This is a genomic window from Stenotrophomonas sp. 01N47 (assembly GCF_056399165.1).
Map to the genome: position 1 here is coordinate 618,384 of NZ_JBFTQU010000001.1, position 16,772 is coordinate 635,155.

At 64.4% G+C, this 16,772-nt stretch carries 16 protein-coding genes and 1 tRNA gene; 10 read left to right on the forward strand and 7 right to left on the reverse strand.

Translation table 11 applies throughout. The features are described 5' to 3' along the window. Nucleotides 1-9 precede the first annotated feature (9 nt). The 7 genes from AC1DKR_RS02860 (at nucleotide 10) to AC1DKR_RS02890 (ending at nucleotide 6,963) form a co-directional block, all read left to right on the forward strand. A complete protein-coding gene (locus tag AC1DKR_RS02860; protein ID WP_080148505.1) occupies nucleotides 10-684 on the forward strand; it encodes a response regulator transcription factor in 675 nt (224 codons plus the stop codon). Further along, complete coding sequence (locus AC1DKR_RS02865; RefSeq protein ID WP_478030981.1) at nucleotides 684-2,033, forward strand: sensor histidine kinase; 1,350 nt, start codon at nucleotides 684-686, stop codon at nucleotides 2,031-2,033. Before AC1DKR_RS02860 ends, AC1DKR_RS02865 begins: the two co-directional genes overlap by 1 nt. A gap of 321 nt (nucleotides 2,034-2,354) precedes the next feature. Next, a complete protein-coding gene (locus AC1DKR_RS02870) occupies nucleotides 2,355-2,777 on the forward strand; it encodes a hypothetical protein (protein WP_478030984.1) in 423 nt (140 codons plus the stop codon). A 136-nt stretch (nucleotides 2,778-2,913) separates the two neighbouring features. Further along, nucleotides 2,914-4,104, forward strand: a complete 1,191-nt coding sequence (locus AC1DKR_RS02875) for an efflux RND transporter periplasmic adaptor subunit (RefSeq protein WP_478030986.1) — start codon at nucleotides 2,914-2,916, stop codon at nucleotides 4,102-4,104. Between the two features lie 8 nt (nucleotides 4,105-4,112). After that, a complete protein-coding gene (locus AC1DKR_RS02880) occupies nucleotides 4,113-6,065 on the forward strand; it encodes a MacB family efflux pump subunit (RefSeq protein ID WP_478030988.1) in 1,953 nt (650 codons plus the stop codon). Nucleotides 6,066-6,155: 90 nt separating this feature from the next. After that, entirely contained in the window at nucleotides 6,156-6,554 is a 399-nt protein-coding gene (locus AC1DKR_RS02885) for a hypothetical protein (RefSeq protein WP_478030990.1), read from the forward strand. A 31-nt stretch (nucleotides 6,555-6,585) separates the two neighbouring features. Further along, nucleotides 6,586-6,963 (forward strand): EF-hand domain-containing protein, encoded by a 378-nt coding sequence (locus AC1DKR_RS02890; protein WP_265951108.1) that lies wholly within the window; start codon nucleotides 6,586-6,588, stop codon nucleotides 6,961-6,963. 46 nt (nucleotides 6,964-7,009) lie between these two features. Here the strand turns inward: AC1DKR_RS02890 and AC1DKR_RS02895 are convergent, their stop codons facing one another. The 3 genes from AC1DKR_RS02895 to AC1DKR_RS02905 all read right to left on the reverse strand — a co-directional run bounded on the left by AC1DKR_RS02895 (nucleotide 7,010) and on the right by AC1DKR_RS02905 (nucleotide 9,570). Further along, nucleotides 7,010-8,335: a Smlt3024 family type IV secretion system effector gene (locus AC1DKR_RS02895; RefSeq protein ID WP_478030992.1), complete on the reverse strand. Its 1,326-nt coding sequence runs from the start codon at nucleotides 8,333-8,335 to the stop codon at nucleotides 7,010-7,012. A 26-nt stretch (nucleotides 8,336-8,361) separates the two neighbouring features. Beyond that, complete coding sequence (locus tag AC1DKR_RS02900) at nucleotides 8,362-9,225, reverse strand: Smlt3025 familytype IV secretion system inhibitor (RefSeq protein ID WP_363734387.1); 864 nt, start codon at nucleotides 9,223-9,225, stop codon at nucleotides 8,362-8,364. Between the two features lie 129 nt (nucleotides 9,226-9,354). Beyond that, on the reverse strand, nucleotides 9,355-9,570 hold the full coding sequence (locus AC1DKR_RS02905; RefSeq protein ID WP_265951111.1) for a hypothetical protein: 216 nt from the start codon (nucleotides 9,568-9,570) through the stop codon (nucleotides 9,355-9,357). Between the two features lie 175 nt (nucleotides 9,571-9,745). Here AC1DKR_RS02905 and AC1DKR_RS02910 point away from each other — a divergent pair, with 175 nt between their 5' ends. Beyond that, a complete protein-coding gene (locus AC1DKR_RS02910) occupies nucleotides 9,746-10,105 on the forward strand; it encodes a helix-turn-helix domain-containing protein (protein WP_265951112.1) in 360 nt (119 codons plus the stop codon). 67 nt (nucleotides 10,106-10,172) lie between these two features. On the opposite strand, the gene AC1DKR_RS02915 is transcribed toward AC1DKR_RS02910, so the two are convergent. Further along, nucleotides 10,173-10,580, reverse strand: coding sequence for a hypothetical protein (locus tag AC1DKR_RS02915; protein ID WP_265951113.1), 408 nt, complete (start codon nucleotides 10,578-10,580; stop codon nucleotides 10,173-10,175). Nucleotides 10,581-11,068: 488 nt separating this feature from the next. After that, the gene (locus AC1DKR_RS02920) at nucleotides 11,069-11,803 is read right to left on the reverse strand and encodes a hypothetical protein (protein WP_442244348.1); all 735 of its coding nucleotides are present in this window, start codon (nucleotides 11,801-11,803) and stop codon (nucleotides 11,069-11,071) included. Nucleotides 11,804-11,995: 192 nt separating this feature from the next. Between AC1DKR_RS02920 and AC1DKR_RS02925 the strand changes: the two genes are divergently transcribed. Next, entirely contained in the window at nucleotides 11,996-14,749 is a 2,754-nt protein-coding gene (locus tag AC1DKR_RS02925) for a UvrD-helicase domain-containing protein (RefSeq protein WP_478031216.1), read from the forward strand. A gap of 124 nt (nucleotides 14,750-14,873) precedes the next feature. Here the strand turns inward: AC1DKR_RS02925 and AC1DKR_RS02930 are convergent. Beyond that, nucleotides 14,874-14,963, reverse strand: a tRNA-Ser gene (locus tag AC1DKR_RS02930). Between the two features lie 85 nt (nucleotides 14,964-15,048). Then, nucleotides 15,049-16,041 (reverse strand): LysR family transcriptional regulator, encoded by a 993-nt coding sequence (locus AC1DKR_RS02935; protein ID WP_025878750.1) that lies wholly within the window; start codon nucleotides 16,039-16,041, stop codon nucleotides 15,049-15,051. Between the two features lie 122 nt (nucleotides 16,042-16,163). Here AC1DKR_RS02935 and AC1DKR_RS02940 point away from each other — a divergent pair, with 122 nt between their 5' ends. Continuing rightward, complete coding sequence (locus AC1DKR_RS02940) at nucleotides 16,164-16,751, forward strand: FMN-dependent NADH-azoreductase (protein ID WP_033831454.1); 588 nt, start codon at nucleotides 16,164-16,166, stop codon at nucleotides 16,749-16,751. Nucleotides 16,752-16,772: the final 21 nt, after the last annotated feature.

A 16,772-nucleotide genomic window follows, 5' to 3' on the forward strand; every position in this document is an offset into this window, starting at 1 on the left:
GCCCTGCTGATGCACATCCTGCTGATCGAAGACGAAGCCGAACTGGCCGCCACCCTCAAGTCCGCCCTGCAGCGCGAGCGCTATGTGGTGGACGTGGCCAATACCCTGGCACTGGCGCGGGAGGCGGCCCTGTGCGGCCTGCACGATCTGGTGCTGCTGGACCGCACCCTGCCCGATGGCGATGGCCTGGCGTTGATTTCCCTGCTGCGTGAGCGCAATCCCGGGGTGCCGATCATCGTGCTGAGCGCGCTGGGCCAGTTGCCGGACCGGATTGCCGGCCTGGATGAAGGCGCCGATGACTACCTGGCCAAGCCCTTCGCGCTGGAGGAGCTGTTCGCGCGGATCCGTGCTGCGGGCCGTCGCCCAAGCGGATTGCAGGTGGAGTCCATCAGCATCGGCCGATTGGTGTTCGACCCCGCCTCGGGCGAGGCCAGTGTGGGCGGCCAGCGGCTGGAGCTGCCGCGGCGCGAGATCCGGGTGCTGGCCGCCCTCGCACGGCGCCTGGGCCGCACCGTGCTGCGTGAATCCATCGAGATGGCGGTGTATGGCTTCGACGACGGCATCCATTCCAACACCCTGGATTCGCACGTCTCGCGCCTGCGCAGAAAACTCGCTGACGCCGATGCGGGCGTGGAGATCCACGCCATTCGCGGGGTTGGCTATCTGATGCGGGAAAGCAAGTGATGGCGCGTCGCCCGTCGTTGAAGCGCCCGCTGATCGTCAAGACGCTGATCTACCAGTTGCTGGCCCTGCTGGTGGCGTTCTTCGCCCTGCTGATGGTGCTGGTTCGTGCCGACAGCGGTGGCTACTACACCATCCAGACCTTCGCACCGGTGGCCGCCGAGGCGGTGCACCGCGACCGCGCCGGCGAACTGTACGTAGTGCACACGCCAGAGCTGGCGGAACTGCTGAAGATCGTCCCGGGTGCTTGGTTCATCGCCGAGGACGAGCATGGGCACCACGTCACCTTCGGCCATGTGCCTCCGGCCTATGCCTCGCTGGTCGGCGCCCTTGATGGCATCCCCTATGGCGACCTGCGCGGCCGTGATCGCAGCGATGGCCTGGCGGTCGTGGTACGCCAGCACAGCGGCCCGGCCGGCAGACTGACCATCATGGCCCATGGCGAAACCGATTCGCTGACCATGCAGATGGCGTTGGCCGCGCACATCATCACCCTGCCGATCTTCCTGCTGCTGGCGCTGGCCACCATCATCCTGACGCCGATCATCGTGCGGCGGGCACTGGCCGGTGTTGAGCGCATCGCGCAGGAAGCCCGCAACATCTCGGCCAGCCGTCGCGGCATCCGCCTGACCGAGACCGCAGTGCCGGTGGAGATCGCGCCGCTGGTGACCGCCGTCAACGATGCGTTGGGCCGGTTGGATGAAGGACACGAGCGGCAACGCCGTTTCATCGCCGCAGCGGCGCATGAGTTGCGCACGCCGATCGCGATCCTGCGGGTAAAGATCGATGCCGCGGATGATTCGACTTCGCGCAGCCTGGCCGTGGAAGTCGCGCGTCTGGCGACGCTGGCCGAGCAGCTGCTGGACCTGCATCGCATGGAAGAGGACGGTCCGAAGGAAACCCTCAACCTGGCCCGGGTGGCAAAACGGGTAGCTGCCGATCTGGCGCCACTGCTGATCCAGTCGGACAAGACGGTGGCAGTGGCGGTGGAGCCCCACTTCCCGGTGCTGGGCGAAGCCGGTGCGGTCGAGCGGGTGATCTCCAACCTGGTGTTGAATGCCGCCGAGCACGGTGGCCGCCATATCATCGTGCGGGTGCAGGGCAGCTGCCTGGAAGTGGAAGACGATGGCCCCGGCATTCCGGTGGACCAGCGCGAGCGCGTGTTCGAACCTTTCCAGCGGCTGCGTCCCCGCCAGACCGGCGCAGGCCTGGGACTGAACCTGGTGCGGCAGGTGATCGACCGTCACGGCGGCCACGTCACGATTCTGGATGCCCCAGGTGGCGGCGCGCTGATCCGCGTCGATTTCCCGCTGCATCCGGGCGTTGCCTCTGCGCCACCGGTAGAGCACTGAAGACGTCCACACATCCGTGACTGTCGCCTGTCCATGCGCGGCAGACAGCGATGACAGGCAAGGTTGCGGCAATGTTCGCTGCGCAGCATCGGATCGATGGCGTCTGCGGTGCCATCGCGTTCCGTCCTGACAGGAAGCCTGCACGTGACCGAAGGAGTTCCTCCCCCCTCCTCTTCTGCCCGATCCCGCGCGACACCGGCCACATCCGGCCTGACCGCGGCTGCGTGGAATAGACGCTCGCATGCCGATCGCGCGCGCGGAATGCCGCATTGGCCTCAGTGGCTGCGCGCGATCCCTGCGGCGAAGCGTCCGAACGCACTGATGCGCCTTTTTGCCGCGCTGTTCCTGTTGCTGCCAGGCGGTGCACTGGTGGTTTCAACGCACCGCCATGCACACGCAGCCCTGACCAGCGCGGTGCTGCTCTTCGTCGTCGCACATGCCGCGCTGCACGCGCTGTCCGCATGGCGATCAACCACAGAGCGAACCCTCCCCGCTCCTCTGCGCACCGTCGACAGGCATGCAGCCTGGATGATGCTGGCCGGTGCATGGGTCCCGCTGGCGATACAACGCGTGCACGTGCAGCCGACCAGCACACTCGCTGCCGCAGGCCTGGTGATCGGCACGCTGTGCCAGCTCTGCAGCCTGCGCATGACATCCGACCGTCTGCGCAGCGCGTTGCTGGTGCTGGGCAGTGCCTTGCAGTTCGTCGCCGTGGCGCTGGTCATCGCCATGGAAGTGACCTGACAACCACGACAGCGCCGCAAGGTTCACGCAATCCATCACCTTGAGACTCGACGGCCATCCACGCCCGGTACCCGGCGCGTGCATCTCTCCTGCCGCGAGGACCACCGATGACCTGCCCTTTCCGGATGCTGTGCGAATGAGCACCGCGCCACGCAACCACCGCCGACTGCTGCTCATCGCTGCTGCAGTACTGTGCACTGCCATTGCCGCCTGGCTCTGGCTCCGACCGGCGCCACCGCCATCGCTGCAACTCGCGCCGGTGGTACGTGGGAACATCGCACAGGTGGTGGAGGCCACCGGCACCCTGAAGCCATCGCGATTGGTGAGCGTGGGTGCGCAGGTCTCCGGTCGTATCGAAACACTGCACGTGCAGCTGGGCGACAAGGTGAAGGCCGGTGACCCGATTGCCGACATCGATTCACGCACGCAACGCAATGCACTGCTGAGTGCGCAGGCGGCACAGCGCGCCGCACGCGCCAACCGCGATGCACTGGCCACCGATCTACGCCAGTTCGAACTGACCCTGCGGCGGCAGCAACGGCTGGTCGCATCGCAGCTGGTTGCTCGTGCCGACTTCGACGCGGCCAACGCCAAGGTGGAGGCAACCCGCGAACAGATCAAAGCGCTGGAGGGTGAGATCGTGCAGCGGCAGACCGACGTGGACATCGCGCAGACCAATCTGGAATACACCCGCATCACCGCACCTACCGACGGCACGGTGCTGGCGGTGGTCGCTCGCGAAGGGCAGACGGTGAACGCGGTACAGAGCGCACCCACCATCGTGATGCTGGGCAACCAGGACGTGATGACCGTCTATGCCGAGATCTCGGAGGCCGATGTTGTGCACACCACGGTCGGCCAGGAGGTCTTCTTCACCATCCTGGGCGACGCAGGCCGCCGCTACAGCAGCACCCTGCGCGACATCGCGCCAGCGCCCGAATCGATCACCAACGAAGATACGTCCAGCCTCGCGTCGCCAGCGCTTTCCGGTGGCAGTCGTACCGCCATGTACTACAACGGCCAGTTCGACGTGGACAACGCCGACGGCCGCCTGCGCAGCTACATGACCGCGCAGGTGCGGATTGTGCTCGGCCGTGCCCGCAACGTGCTGACCATCCCCTCCGCCGCGCTGGGTGCGCGGGCCGGCGATGGCAGCTACAGCGTGCAGGTTCGCGGTGAAGACGGGCGCGCCGTGGCGCGGCGTATCACCATCGGACTGGACGACCAGATCCAGGTGGAAGTGCGCAGCGGCTTGAAGGAAGGCGAGCAGGTCGTGTTGGCTCAAGCCAGCGACGAAGCCGCCACCGCGCCCACGCAGCCCCGATGAGCGCAGCCATGAGCGAGCCACTGCTGAGCGTGCGTGGGGTGCGCCGTGAATTCGCCGCCGGTGAACAGACCCTGGTGGTACTGGACGGTGTGGACCTGGACATCCATGCCGGTGAACTGGTGGCCATAGTCGGCCAGTCCGGCTCTGGCAAGTCCACGCTGATGAACATCCTCGGCTGCCTTGATCGGCCCTCTGCGGGCGCGTACGAGATTGCGGGACGCCAGACCGCGCAGATGTCGCCCGACGAGCTGGCAGAGCTGCGCCGCGAACACTTCGGCTTCATCTTCCAGCGCTACCACCTGCTGACCGACCTGACCGCGTTGAGCAATGTGGAAGTGCCAGCGATCTACGCCGGCATGCCCGCCGCTGAGCGTCACGCACGGGCCGCCGAGCTGCTGGCGCGGCTTGGCCTGGGTGAACGCATGCAGCATCTGCCCGGCGAGCTGTCGGGTGGCCAGCAGCAGCGCGTGTCGATTGCCCGCGCACTGATGAATGGTGGTGCGGTGATCTTCGCTGACGAACCTACCGGCGCACTGGATACACAGTCGGGCAAGGAAGTGATGAAGATCCTCGGCGAACTGCATGCCGAAGGCCACACGGTGGTGCTGGTGACCCACGACATGGCCGTGGCCGAGCACGCCCAGCGCATCATCGAGATCCGCGATGGGCGGATTGTCGATGACCGTGCCACGGCTACTGCGTCGGCAGCGCGCGTGGCGCCGACCGCTCTGCCGCAACGCGGCGATGGCAGCGGCTGGCAGGCCGTGCGTGATCGCTTCTCCGAGGCTTTCCGCATGGCCCTGCGCGCCATGAATGCACACCGCATGCGTACCTTCCTGACCATGCTCGGCATCATCATCGGCATCGCCTCGGTGGTGTCGGTGGTCGCGCTGGGTACGGGCGCGCGTCAGGCCATCCTGTCCAACATCTCTTCGCTGGGTACCAGCACCATCGAGATCTATCCAGGCTCCGGCTTTGGCGACCTGCACGCGGCGCGGGTGGAGACCCTTACCCCAGGTGACAGCGTGGCCCTGGCCGGGCAACCGTTCGTGGACAGTGCCACCCCCGGCGTAGCCACCACGGGTACCGCGATGCGTGGCAACCGCTCCGCCAGCGTGCAGGTGCAGGGCGTCAGCGAACAGTACTTCCGCGTGCATGGATTGAAACTGGGCGAAGGCACCTTCTTCAACGCGCGGGGTGTGGCTGGCTATCAGCAGGTGGCGATCATCGACGCCAACACCCGCGCGCGCTTCTTCGCCGCAGCCGAGAACCCCATCGGGCAGACCCTGCTGCTGGGCACCGTGCCGGTGCGCGTGGTGGGTGTGGTGAAGAAAGATGCCGGCGCCGCCGGCGACGCCTCGCTGCTACGGGTGTGGATGCCCTACACCACCGCCATGGCGCGGGTGTTGGGCCAGAGCCATGTATCCAGCATCACCGTGCGCGTATCCGATGCGATCAGCATGGAAGCGGCCGAGCAGGCCATCGCACGATTGCTGACCCGCCGCCACGGCAGTACCGACTTCTACATGAGCAACAACGCGCAGATCCGCCTCTCGATTGAACAGACCACCGGCATCCTCACCATGATGATCAGCTCCATTGCCGCCATCGCGCTGGTGGTGGGTGGTATAGGAGTGATGAACATCATGCTGGTATCAGTGACCGAGCGCACCCGTGAGATCGGCGTACGCATGGCCGTGGGCGCGCGCCGCAGCGACATCCTGCAGCAGTTCCTGATCGAGTCGGTACTGGTGTGCCTGCTTGGTGGTGTGCTGGGCATTGGTGTGGCGTTGCTGCTGGGCGCAGTGCTGGCACTGGCCGACGTGGGCTTCAGCCTGGTGTTTTCAGCGAATTCAATCATCGCGGCGTTCGCGTGTTCCAGCCTGATCGGCATCGGCTTCGGTTTCCTGCCTGCACGTCGTGCGGCGCAGCTGGACCCGGTGGAGGCGCTGGTCCGGTAGGCGCTGCAATTACCTGTCGTGACGGCAGGTTCGCGCAATGTCTGCGGTGTGTACTGCAGCTACCGACTATGTCCGCACAGGAGCTGGACGATGTTTCTGAAAACAGGAAGGACTGCGCTGCTGCTGGCAGCAGCCACACAACTGCTGGTGCTGATGCCGTATTCCGGCGATGCCCATGCGCAGCGTAGTGACCGCTACAACCCGCAGTGGAACCAGGACTATCGTGATCGTGATCGCGATGACTGGCAGCGCCGAGAACGGGAGCGGGAGCGTGACCGCGAACGTGAGCGCCGACACGACGCCAAGGCCACAGGCGTAGTGGTCGGCGTCGTGGGTGCGGCCGTGGTGGCGGGCGTGATTGCGGCAGCGGCGAAGCGCGAGCGGGAAACACGTGAGCGCGCCGATTACTGCATGAACCGCTACGGCAACTACGACCGTCGTACCGACAGCTATCGCGACCGCGATGGCTACACCTACCCCTGCCGCTGACTCCCTCGCTCAAGGACTACATGCAATGCATATGAACAAAACCGCCCTGCTGATCGCGCTGTGCGCCGCCCCGCTGCTTGCACAGGCCGCGCCCGCCGACCCGAAACAGGCCTATGTCGATTCCACCTTCACCGCGATGGACAGCAACAAGGACGGTCGCGTCGACAAGGCCGAGTTTGCTACGTATCAGCAGGCGCGCTTCAGCAAGCAGGCTGACTCGATCGATGCCGCGTTCGCTGCGATGGACAAGAACAAGGACGGAAAGATCAGCAAGGAAGAAGCGACCGTGGTGCCGGAAATCGCGAAGTACTTCACGGGGCTGGATACCGACGGCGATGGCTACCTGTCGCTGAAGGAAATGCAGCAGGCGATGGTGGCTGCCCAGACAGCCGACGCACCGGGCAAGTGACGGGTGCGGGGGCAATGGGAATACCCCACTGCCCCCTTGCTGCGCACTATGCCTGCCGCATTGCCGGATGCTCGCGCACTTGGTTGTCCAATTCCTGCTGCTGACGCTGGGACAGGGCCTGTTGTCGTTCCGCGCTGGCCAGTTCCAGCCGCTGCAACGACTGCTCTACCGGTGTCTGCACGGCCACATCGGTGGGCATGGACGCCCTCAGGTGCGCCGGGTCGTTCATATCACCCTGCACCACGAACACGTTGCGGCCGGCAGGGCTGTCCGCGGTCTGCACACTGAGCAGCACATGGTCGGCACGGTCCAGGTTGTTCTGCCGAGCAAGGGCCATCACGCTGGCCGTCAGTCGTTCACTGTTTTCGTCCGGCGTGCGCCCCGCTCTCGCGTCGATGCCGGCGACATGTCCGCTGACCTGCTGCAACAGACCGTAATCGGCGTGGCCCGGTCCGATGTCTGCCAGACGCATCGGGCCGCGCTGGAGGTCGGGCATGCCGTCGACCGATGCAGTAAGCGGGCTGCGTGTGATGGTTCGATACGGGTCTTCCGGGTGGAACTGGGTGGCCTTCTGCTGGCGTTCCAGGCGGACTTCGCGGGCATCATCGAGTTCGGCGATGCGGGCCGGATTGGTGATCTCGCGCAGCGAACTGTGGCCGCCGCCGGAGGTGACACTGGCCCACTTGCCGTCCTTTTCAAAGTAGAGCGCGTAGGAATTGAGGCCGCCGATGACGTTGGGGTCGACCGAGGAGTGGCCACCCAGGGCCTGGGTGACTTCATGGAACGTCAGCGTGCCGAGGTACTGGCTCCCCTTGCTCAATCCCATCTGGGTGATCGCATCGCGGCTGGTACTTCCCACCCGAGGCAATCCGGCCCCATCGTTGTCGAGCATGTTGCTCCAGATCTGCTCGAGCTTCTGCGGGCCACTCTTTTCCAGTGCGGCCTGAAGCAGCACGCGGGGTGTCCAGCAATTGGGATCCATGCGATGCTGCTCGAACGCGCGGTCGTGCGCGGTCATCACATCCTTGCCGGGCAGGTTCAAGGCAAGATCCGGGCGCTGCTGCTGCGACCAGTACTGCCGCAACACGAGGTCCTGCTTGAGCAGACTCTGTCCGAAGGCTTCCCATTGCCGTTCACTCAACACCGCATTGGGGAAGCGTGAACCATCGTCGTGCTGCGTTCTCGCATGTTCCTGGGCGTAGCTGTTTGCCACCCGCCCGGGCAGGCTGTCGTTGCGCACAACACCCAACGCCAGCGTTCCATAACCGTCTGCACCGGGAAGTTGCGAGAGATAGTTCCAGTAGAGCTCCCGGTTGCCCGAATCCGCATAGGCAGTGAGGATCCTGATGTCCTTCTGGGTCAGTCCACCCATGACTTACTCCTTGAATTGTCTTCGGATCACCTGGCCTTGGTGCGTGCCAAGGCATCCCGTACCGCGTCTTCCATGCGCTTCCAGTCCTTCAGGAATGCCCGCTTGTAGTTCAAGGTGATCGAGAGCTTGTTCTCGACATCCACGAAATAGTGCGTACATCCTGCCGCCACCGGGTCGTCGAGGTCGATGACCTGATCGCCTTCCAGGCGCACGCCATCACCCCGGAACGAGATGGTCTCGCACTTTATGAATGTGGTGAGCTGACCATCTTCGTTGCGCGCAACATACCAGTCATCTTCATAGGCCGGGTTTCGAACAGGAGGCTTGCCGTAGCGGGCCTCGTAGTCCTTTGAATAGCGGGCCATCTTCTCTTCATCGATGGCATAAGGGACCAGCCCCAGCGTCGCTGGCCGGGCAATCCGCAGGTCCAGGCGTGCCCGTGGATCACCACGTTCCACCGATCCCTCCTCGGTGATGGCCTCGTTGGACGACAGTCGCGCAAGCGACGTTTCGATTGGAATCCTGTCGATGTAGTTCACCGCCACCGCGATCTCCTTGCGGAAATCATTGGTCCTCGGATTCGCCCGTGCGCCCGGCGCCGTCGGCTTCATGTCAGGCCATTCGATAACCAGCGTCACCCCCTCCCCCGGCCAAGGCGCAATCTGGCTGTCCAGATAATTGGCGGGGATGCGGAAGGTATTCGGCCCCAGCTTCACATCCACGGGCGCGTCGGTGTAGGTGTGGCCGTTTAGGGTGCGGCCGGTCTGCGTTGCGCCAGGCATGGTGGGATTCCTTTCGTGTTCGGTGGATGGCGGTCGTGCGCAGGCACTGGCGCTCACAGCGACGGCGATTGCGAGTGCCAGGCACCGGCCGGAGGACATCGGGTGCATCGGGCCATTCCATTGCGGGGTTTGGCTCCACTATAGGCAAAGGCCGATCAACGGGACAGGAACGTCATCACTACCCGCCCACGATCAGATTTTTCCTACGCACCTCCATCGCCGTGCCAGTTGGCACCTTCAACGCCACTGCAGATCGACGCGGCACTGCGGGCAGGAGTGGTAGGCAGATGCCGGGCGGACCGCGAGTGCACCCACAATGCCGATCAGTATCGACATGGCCAGCATCCCGATGACGCCCATCAATACGAAACCAACTGCACCGCCAAGCAGCGCGAGAAGCGTGAATGCCCACCCCGAGCCAGACCAATGCACGCGGCCATTGCGGATGGCCATCGGGCCGCGGTATCCGCAGGCAAGGCAGATTGTCGATGTTGTGCTGCCAGGCGGCGCTGGCCGCGAAGACGGCTTCATACGCTACTCCGACCCACGATGCTACACATAATGTAGCATACGAATTGTGGGGCGATTGCCATCCTGTAGACCGTTACAGAATGCGCCCAGGCGGGTAATGTCGCCCACACCTCTCCGCGACCAGTTCACCAAGCGCCTCAAAGAAGCGCGCTTGGCGATGGGCATCTCCCAGCGCGAGCTGGGCCGGCGCATTGGCTTGTCTGAGGACGTGGTGTCCAGCCGGGTGACACGTTACGAACAGGGCACGTCGGAGCCGGACTTTGCCACTGCCGGAAAGATGGCTGCCGAACTGGGTGTTCCGCTGGCCTATCTTCTGGCCGATAGCGACGCACTGGCCAATGTCATTCTCGCCGCCGCCAAAATGCCGCACGCAGAACAGCGACGCCTGGTCGCTGAATTAAAAGAGCGCGCGAAGCGGTCGAGCGGCGCAGATCAAGCAGAAAGCGATAACGAGTAGCACGGCGCTTGAACCGCAGGCATGGGGACCAGGTTGGAGGTCCCCACCCTGCCCGCGCACCGGTGAATCAAGGGTCAAGACAGCGCTCTACCTGTAGTGACAGCGCCTCGCAGGCATCGAACAGACCATCGACCATGGCCGCCGACGGATAGAAGCCCGGATCATCGTTCTCCCGAGCTACGTGTGCGGCGTGCAACATGGCAGTGAGCGCGGTGATGCCCGAGGCACTGCGGGTGGCCAAGGCCAAGTCGAAAGCGCGACCGGGCGTGAGGCGGTTTTCGGACCACGGTGTGCCGTCCGCACGATGGCCTTTGCCGTGGCCTCGCAGGAACGTGAAGAACGCAGAGGGAGGCGCGGACTCGGCGACATCACTGAGTGCGTCTTCCATCTTTTCGGCGAGAGCATTGGGAAGATCGCGCACGGCATCGCCGAGCAGCGCGTGCAGACGAGGATAGTCGGGAAGCAGGTCAGACATGGTGGCAACCTCGCGGTGTAGCCACCTGCAGATGCAAGGTGGCGGACGGTGCGGGTTGGCGTGCCGGATACGTACCACTAAAGCCGGCGGATCGAGAGATCCCCACGCACCGCCCGCCATGGACTGGCAGACGGTGCATTGTCGTGATTGCAGTTGCGGCTGCAACACGATCCGTAGTGATACGTAAGTTCGGGACGCCAATCCCGGCCTAGGCAGGTGCCTTGGCGAGGCCATGATTCGCGTGCCGTCCGGCGCTGAAAAGAGGCAGAAACAGCATTGTGTGCAGCCTGCGACAGCCGGGGCCTTCTGCGAAGTGGAGCCGTGACGAAGCGCACGCACCGGAGCAGTCGACCGTCGCCCACGGCATGGCCGATTACGACGATCGGATTACCCAAAGCGCCGCCATCATGCAGATCACGACCCGCCTACAGGTTCGACGCGTTCCGCCACAGACTGCTACGGGCGCGCATGGGGCATGACCACGGTCACTACTGCCCCATCATGATGGGCGCCTTGCATTCACTGCGGAAGTTCGCCGCCTTGCGGTCCAGCGCTAGGCGCAGTTGCGGAACCCGCGCCATCTTGCCGCGCATCGCTAACACGGGCAGCGCGCCCGCAAACTCGGACTCGGTCACACCCAGCGGATCGGGACCACGACGGATGTTCCAGACAAGTGCATCCAAGTCCGTACCAAATGCCAGCACCGTGTCCAGCGACAACAACGCTCGTCCATACAGGCTTCCATCCTGCAGGCGCGTCCAGTCCATGGTGTTGGTCAGGCTGGTGGAGTGAACCGAGAACCGTCTGGCCGGATCGGCGAAGCGGTACAGATGAATCCACGTATGCCCCGGGTCTTTCAGTGGCTGGCCGATCTCCTTTGCGTTGAACCGGAACTCCATGCCCACAACCACGTCGCGCTCGGGAACGGTCTTCTGACGGGTCGCATCACTCGGCCAGTGGTAGATCAGATTCCAACTGAACGAGGCACCGGTGCCGAAAGAGACCTGCTTCGATGTCCATTGATAAGTGTCGCGCGATTCCGTAGCCCCGGTGGCTCCATCCACATAGCGCAGGGCGTCCCAAGTCCCGTCAGCCTCTTCCGACCAGAGACCACACGCCAATGATTGGACGGCTGCCTGCGCAGCGGCGGGCAGTGCTGCGGCCAACAGCGCGACGGCCAACACACGGATTCGGCGCGGGAAATGCTGCATCAGCTTCGACATTGGAATCCTTCCTGGATTGCAACCATTGAACGACGGCGAGCTCGGGTTGCGGGCCCCATGGTAACCCGGTGCAAGCCTGCGTTCGCCCAGACGGAGGCGGTACAAGCCACAAGCGACACCAAGCCCGCTTATCATTGGCTCGTAAGGGCACTTTACGCCCATTGACGTATGCAAGGCAGTTTCTGGATGTCTATGGAATGGCGCCCCTCGGGCTGGGGCCAGCGTTTGACCCGTTCAGCACACTGGTTGCTGCGGCTGGAAGGCGAATACGTCGAGATTCGCATGGGTGGCAAGCACTACCGCCAGCACGTGGACGATGATGCGCGCGTGCGGATCATTCCGGGCCTGTTCTGGGCCCGGGTCGAGCTGCAGACTGAAGACCATCACACGGTGTCCGTCGATGGCCTGCCCAACCGCCAAGCATCCCAGCTTTCGGCCGCCGTGCAGCAGGTCCTGTTTACCTGCACGACCCGCGGTCGCAAAGCGCTCTTTGCAGACATCCTCGCGCAGATCCACTGCTGGCTGGCCAAGGCAGACACCCTGACAGACCGCGGCAGCGCCGACCGCCGCTGGATCACCCACGAACAGCAGCAAGCACTGCTGGCCGAGCGCCCCGCCCTGCCCCTGCAGCCGTCCGAGCTGCAGCAGCTGTTCCTCGATGACGCCGTACACGAAGACCTGCACGCGCACAGCCACCGTGCCGCGCTGGACGCCCTGCGCGACTGGGAACTGGATTGGCCATCCGTCTGGGCCGAGGCCAACGCGTCCATGGCAACGCGCGAACTGGTGCTGGCCAGGAACTTCCTGCAACGGGTGGAGAGCAAGCCGCTTACCGAAGAACAAGCCCGCGCGGTCATCTGTTTCGACAACCGCGTGCAGGTGGTCGCCTCAGCCGGCTCCGGCAAGACCTCCACTATGGTGGCCAAGGCTGCTTACGCTATCGACCGTGGCTTTGTGACCCCCGAGCGCATCGTGATGCTGGCCTTCAACAAGGATGCCGCCAAAGAGCTGGAAGATCGGGCACAGCGATCCTTCGAGCGGCTAGGCATGGGCGATACCGTGGTGGAGGCGCGCACTTTCCATGCACTTGGCCTGTCCATCATCGCCAAGGCGACGGGGCGCAAGCCCGATATTCCCGAATGGGCCATCGATGCAACGCTGGGCTTCAACAAGCTGGCCGAGCTGGTGGACAACCTGAAGGACCGCTCGACCCACTTCCGCACCCAGTGGGACATGTTCCGGCTGGTATTCGGGCGCGATCTGCCGCCACTGGGCGCGCAGATGCTGGCCGATGGCTACGACCGAGATGGCACCCCCTACATCCGCACCCTGCAGGGCGAACGGGTGAAGAGCCTGGAAGAGTGCGTGATTGCCGATTGGCTGTTCTACAACGGCGTGGCGTACGACTACGAGCGGCGCTACGAGTTCGACACCGCCACGGATACCCATCGCCAGTATCACCCGGACTTCTATTACCCGGACGCCGAGCTGTACCACGAGCACCTCGCGCTGGATGCCGACGGCCAGCCGCCGCAGCAGTTTGTCAACTACGCCGATGGCGTGCGCTGGAAACGCGAGCAGCATGCCGCACGCGGTACCGCGCTGGTCGAGACCACCTCGTTCGGGCTACGCAGTGGCGAGGCCCTGCACCACCTATCGGAACGGCTGGGCGAATCACGCATCGAGCTGGACCCCAACCCGGACCGCGAACTGCCCGATACCGGCGCCAAGCCCATGCCCGATGCCGATCTGATCGGGCTGATGCGCACTTTCATTGCACACGCCAAGAGCAACTGCCTGAGCCTGGAAGACATGTCCGAGCGTCTGCGGCAGATGCCCGAGGATCAGTTCAAGGAACGTTACCGGCGCTTCCTTGAAATCGCGGGGCCTGTGTTCCAGGCGTGGGATGACGCGCTGGCCGATGAGCGCAGCATCGACTTCGAAGACATGTTGAACATGGCCGCCGAGCTGCTGGAACAAGGCCACTATGAATCGCCCTACGAACTGGTGATGGCCGACGAATTCCAGGACGCCTCGCGCGCCCGCGCCCGCCTGTGCCGCGCCTTGGTCAACCGCCCGGGCCGCTATCTGTTTGCCGTGGGCGACGACTGGCAGTCGATCAACCGCTTCGCCGGCGCCGATGTTTCAGTGATGACCGATTTCCGCGAATGGGTGGGGCACGGGCAAGTGCTGAAACTGGAGCAGACTTTCCGCTGTCCGCAGGAGCTGTGCGACATCTCCAGTCGCTTCATCAGCCGCAATCCGACGCAGATTGCCAAGACGGTTCGTTCTGCTACGCCGGCAATGGGCCCGGTGCTGCAGGCGTTCCAGATGAACCGGCGTGAGGAGGTGCAGGATGGTGTTCGCCAGTACCTTGCCAAGCTGCACCAGCAGCTGTTGTCAGGTGCGGTTCCGCAGGGACGCGACGGGCGCGTTAGCGTTTTTGTTCTGGGGCGCTACCGCGCGGATCGCGGTGCAGTGCCTTCGGATTGGAAGACGACCTTCGGCAGCACGATGGATGTCGAGTTCCTCACAGCACATCGATCGAAGGGGCGCGAGGCGGACTACGTGATCCTGCCGGGCATGATCAATCGCAGCTTCCCGAGCCTACGCTCGGATGACCCGGTGCTTTCCCTGGCAATGCCGGATGGTGATACTTATCCACTGAGCGAAGAACGACGGTTGTTCTATGTCGCGCTGACGCGTGCGCGACGGTCGGTTGCGATGTTCACTCTGCAGGGGAAGCACTCACCGTTCCTGGACGAGCTGGTGAACGAAGGTGCCGTAGAGGTCACCGGGATTTCAGGGACGGCTATCAACGACGAGCGCTGCCCCGTATGCAAGGTGGGGGTGTTTGTCGACAGAACGGGACCGCATGGGCCTTTCAGGTCATGCTCCAGTTACCCGTTGTGCCATAGCAAGCCGAAAGGTGGTTTTCGTGGGTAAGCGCACCCGGCCTCATCCACGCGCGCGTGCATACATCAGGGGCGCATGCTGATCTGACGGTCCGATGGGCGCGCAGCTGCGGCGACAACAAAAACCCCTGTTTCCAGGGGCTTTTTGAAAAAGCTGGCGGAGAGAGTGGGATTCGAACCCACGGAAGGTTTAACCCTTCGCCGGTTTTCAAGACCGGTGCCTTAAACCGCTCGGCCATCTCTCCGTATCGGCCCAGCCTGCTGGCCGGGCACGCATTCTCGCACGGCCGGGCGATTTGCCCAAGACCGTTGTTCCTTAGGAGGCAACCCTCAGCCCGCGTCCACCGCCAACGCACCCAGCGCACTGGCCTTGATCCGCTCCTTGGCCTTCTCGCAGGCGCCACCGCAATCCAGGCGCGAGGCCTCCAGCTGCGGCGGCAGATGTTCGGCCAGGAAGTCGATGAATACCCGCACCGCCGGCAGCAGGCCGCGACGCGAGGCGAACACGGCATGGCACACGCCCTGCGGCAGCGACCAGTCCGGCAGCACCACTTCCAGCTCGCCGTTGCGCACGGCATCGGCGCAGACGGTTTCCGGCAGCATGGTGATGCCGAAGCCGTCCTTCACCATGCTCTGCAGCAGCGGGAAGTCGAAACCGGCCACGCGCGGCTGCAGGTCCACCCGGCGCACCGCGCCTTCCGGCCCATGCAGTTCCCAGCGCTGGCGCGCTTCGTCCTCGCTGATGCTCAAGGTGACATGGTTCGCCAGCTCTTCCGGGTCCTTCGGGCGGCCCGCACGGTCCAGGTATTTCGGGCTGGCCACCAGCAGTTCCTGCACCTGGCCGAAGCTGCGCATCACCAGGCTGCCGTCGTCATCCAGCCGCGAGCGCACGCGCAGGGCCACGTCGTAGCCTTCGTTGATGATGTCCACGCGGCGGTTGCTGATGTTCAGCTGCAGCCGCACCTTCGGGTACTGCTCGAGGAACTTGGGCAGCAGCTTGGGCAGCTGCATCTGCGCCAGCGACACCGGCACGCTGGCGCGCACCAGGCCGCGCGGCTCGGCGCTTAGGCGGTCCACCACCTCGCGCGCGGCCTGCGCCTCGGCCAGCATGGTCTGGGCGTGGCGGTGCACGCTGGTACCGACGTCGGTGACGGCAAAGCGGCGCGTGGAGCGCTGCAGCAGGCGCACGCCCAGGTCCGTTTCCAGCTGGCTGATACGGCGGCTCAGGCGCGACTTGGGGATGCCCAGTGCGCGCTCGGCGGCGGCGAAACCGCCGTGGTCGACCACCATCGCGAAGTAGTACAGATCATTCAGGTCATGCATACCCGAGTTCCATTGATAGAACAATACGTGGCATTCAACCACCTTTATCCCGTCGATGCAACAACCTATCGTTCTCTCCGTCGGCGGCAAGCCCGCCACCTCTCCCGAACATAGGTACTGCCATGAAGCTTCTGCACATCGACGCCAGCGTGCTTGGCGACAACTCCGTCTCCCGCCACCTGACCGCCGCCGTGGTGGCTCAGTTCAAGCAGCAGATCGACGGCCTGCAGGTTGATTATCGCGATCTTGACGCCAATCCGGTACCGCATCTGCGCAGCGGTTCGCTGGCCAAGACCGACCCGGCCGAGGCCGCTGATGCTGAACAGGTGCTCGAGCAGTTCCTGGCCGCAGACATCGTGGTGATCGGTGCGCCGATGTACAACTTCAGCGTGCCCTCCACCCTGAAGGCCTGGATCGACCGCGTGGCGGTGGCCGGGCGCACGTTCAAGTACACCGAGAACGGCCCGGTGGGCCTGGCCGGTGGCAAGCGGGTGATCGTGGTCAGCAGCCGTGGCGGCATCTACACCGATTCGCCGGCGGACTTCCAGGAGCCCTTCCTGCGCCAGACGTTCGCCTTCTGGGGCATCAACGACATCGAGTTCGTGCGTGCCGAGGGCATTGCCTATTCGCCGCAGCACCGCGAAGACGCGATTGCCGGTGCGCTGGCAGCGCTGCCGTCGCATGAGGCGGCGGAAGTGGCAGCGGCTTAACGCGTTCCAGCGTTCGGCGCC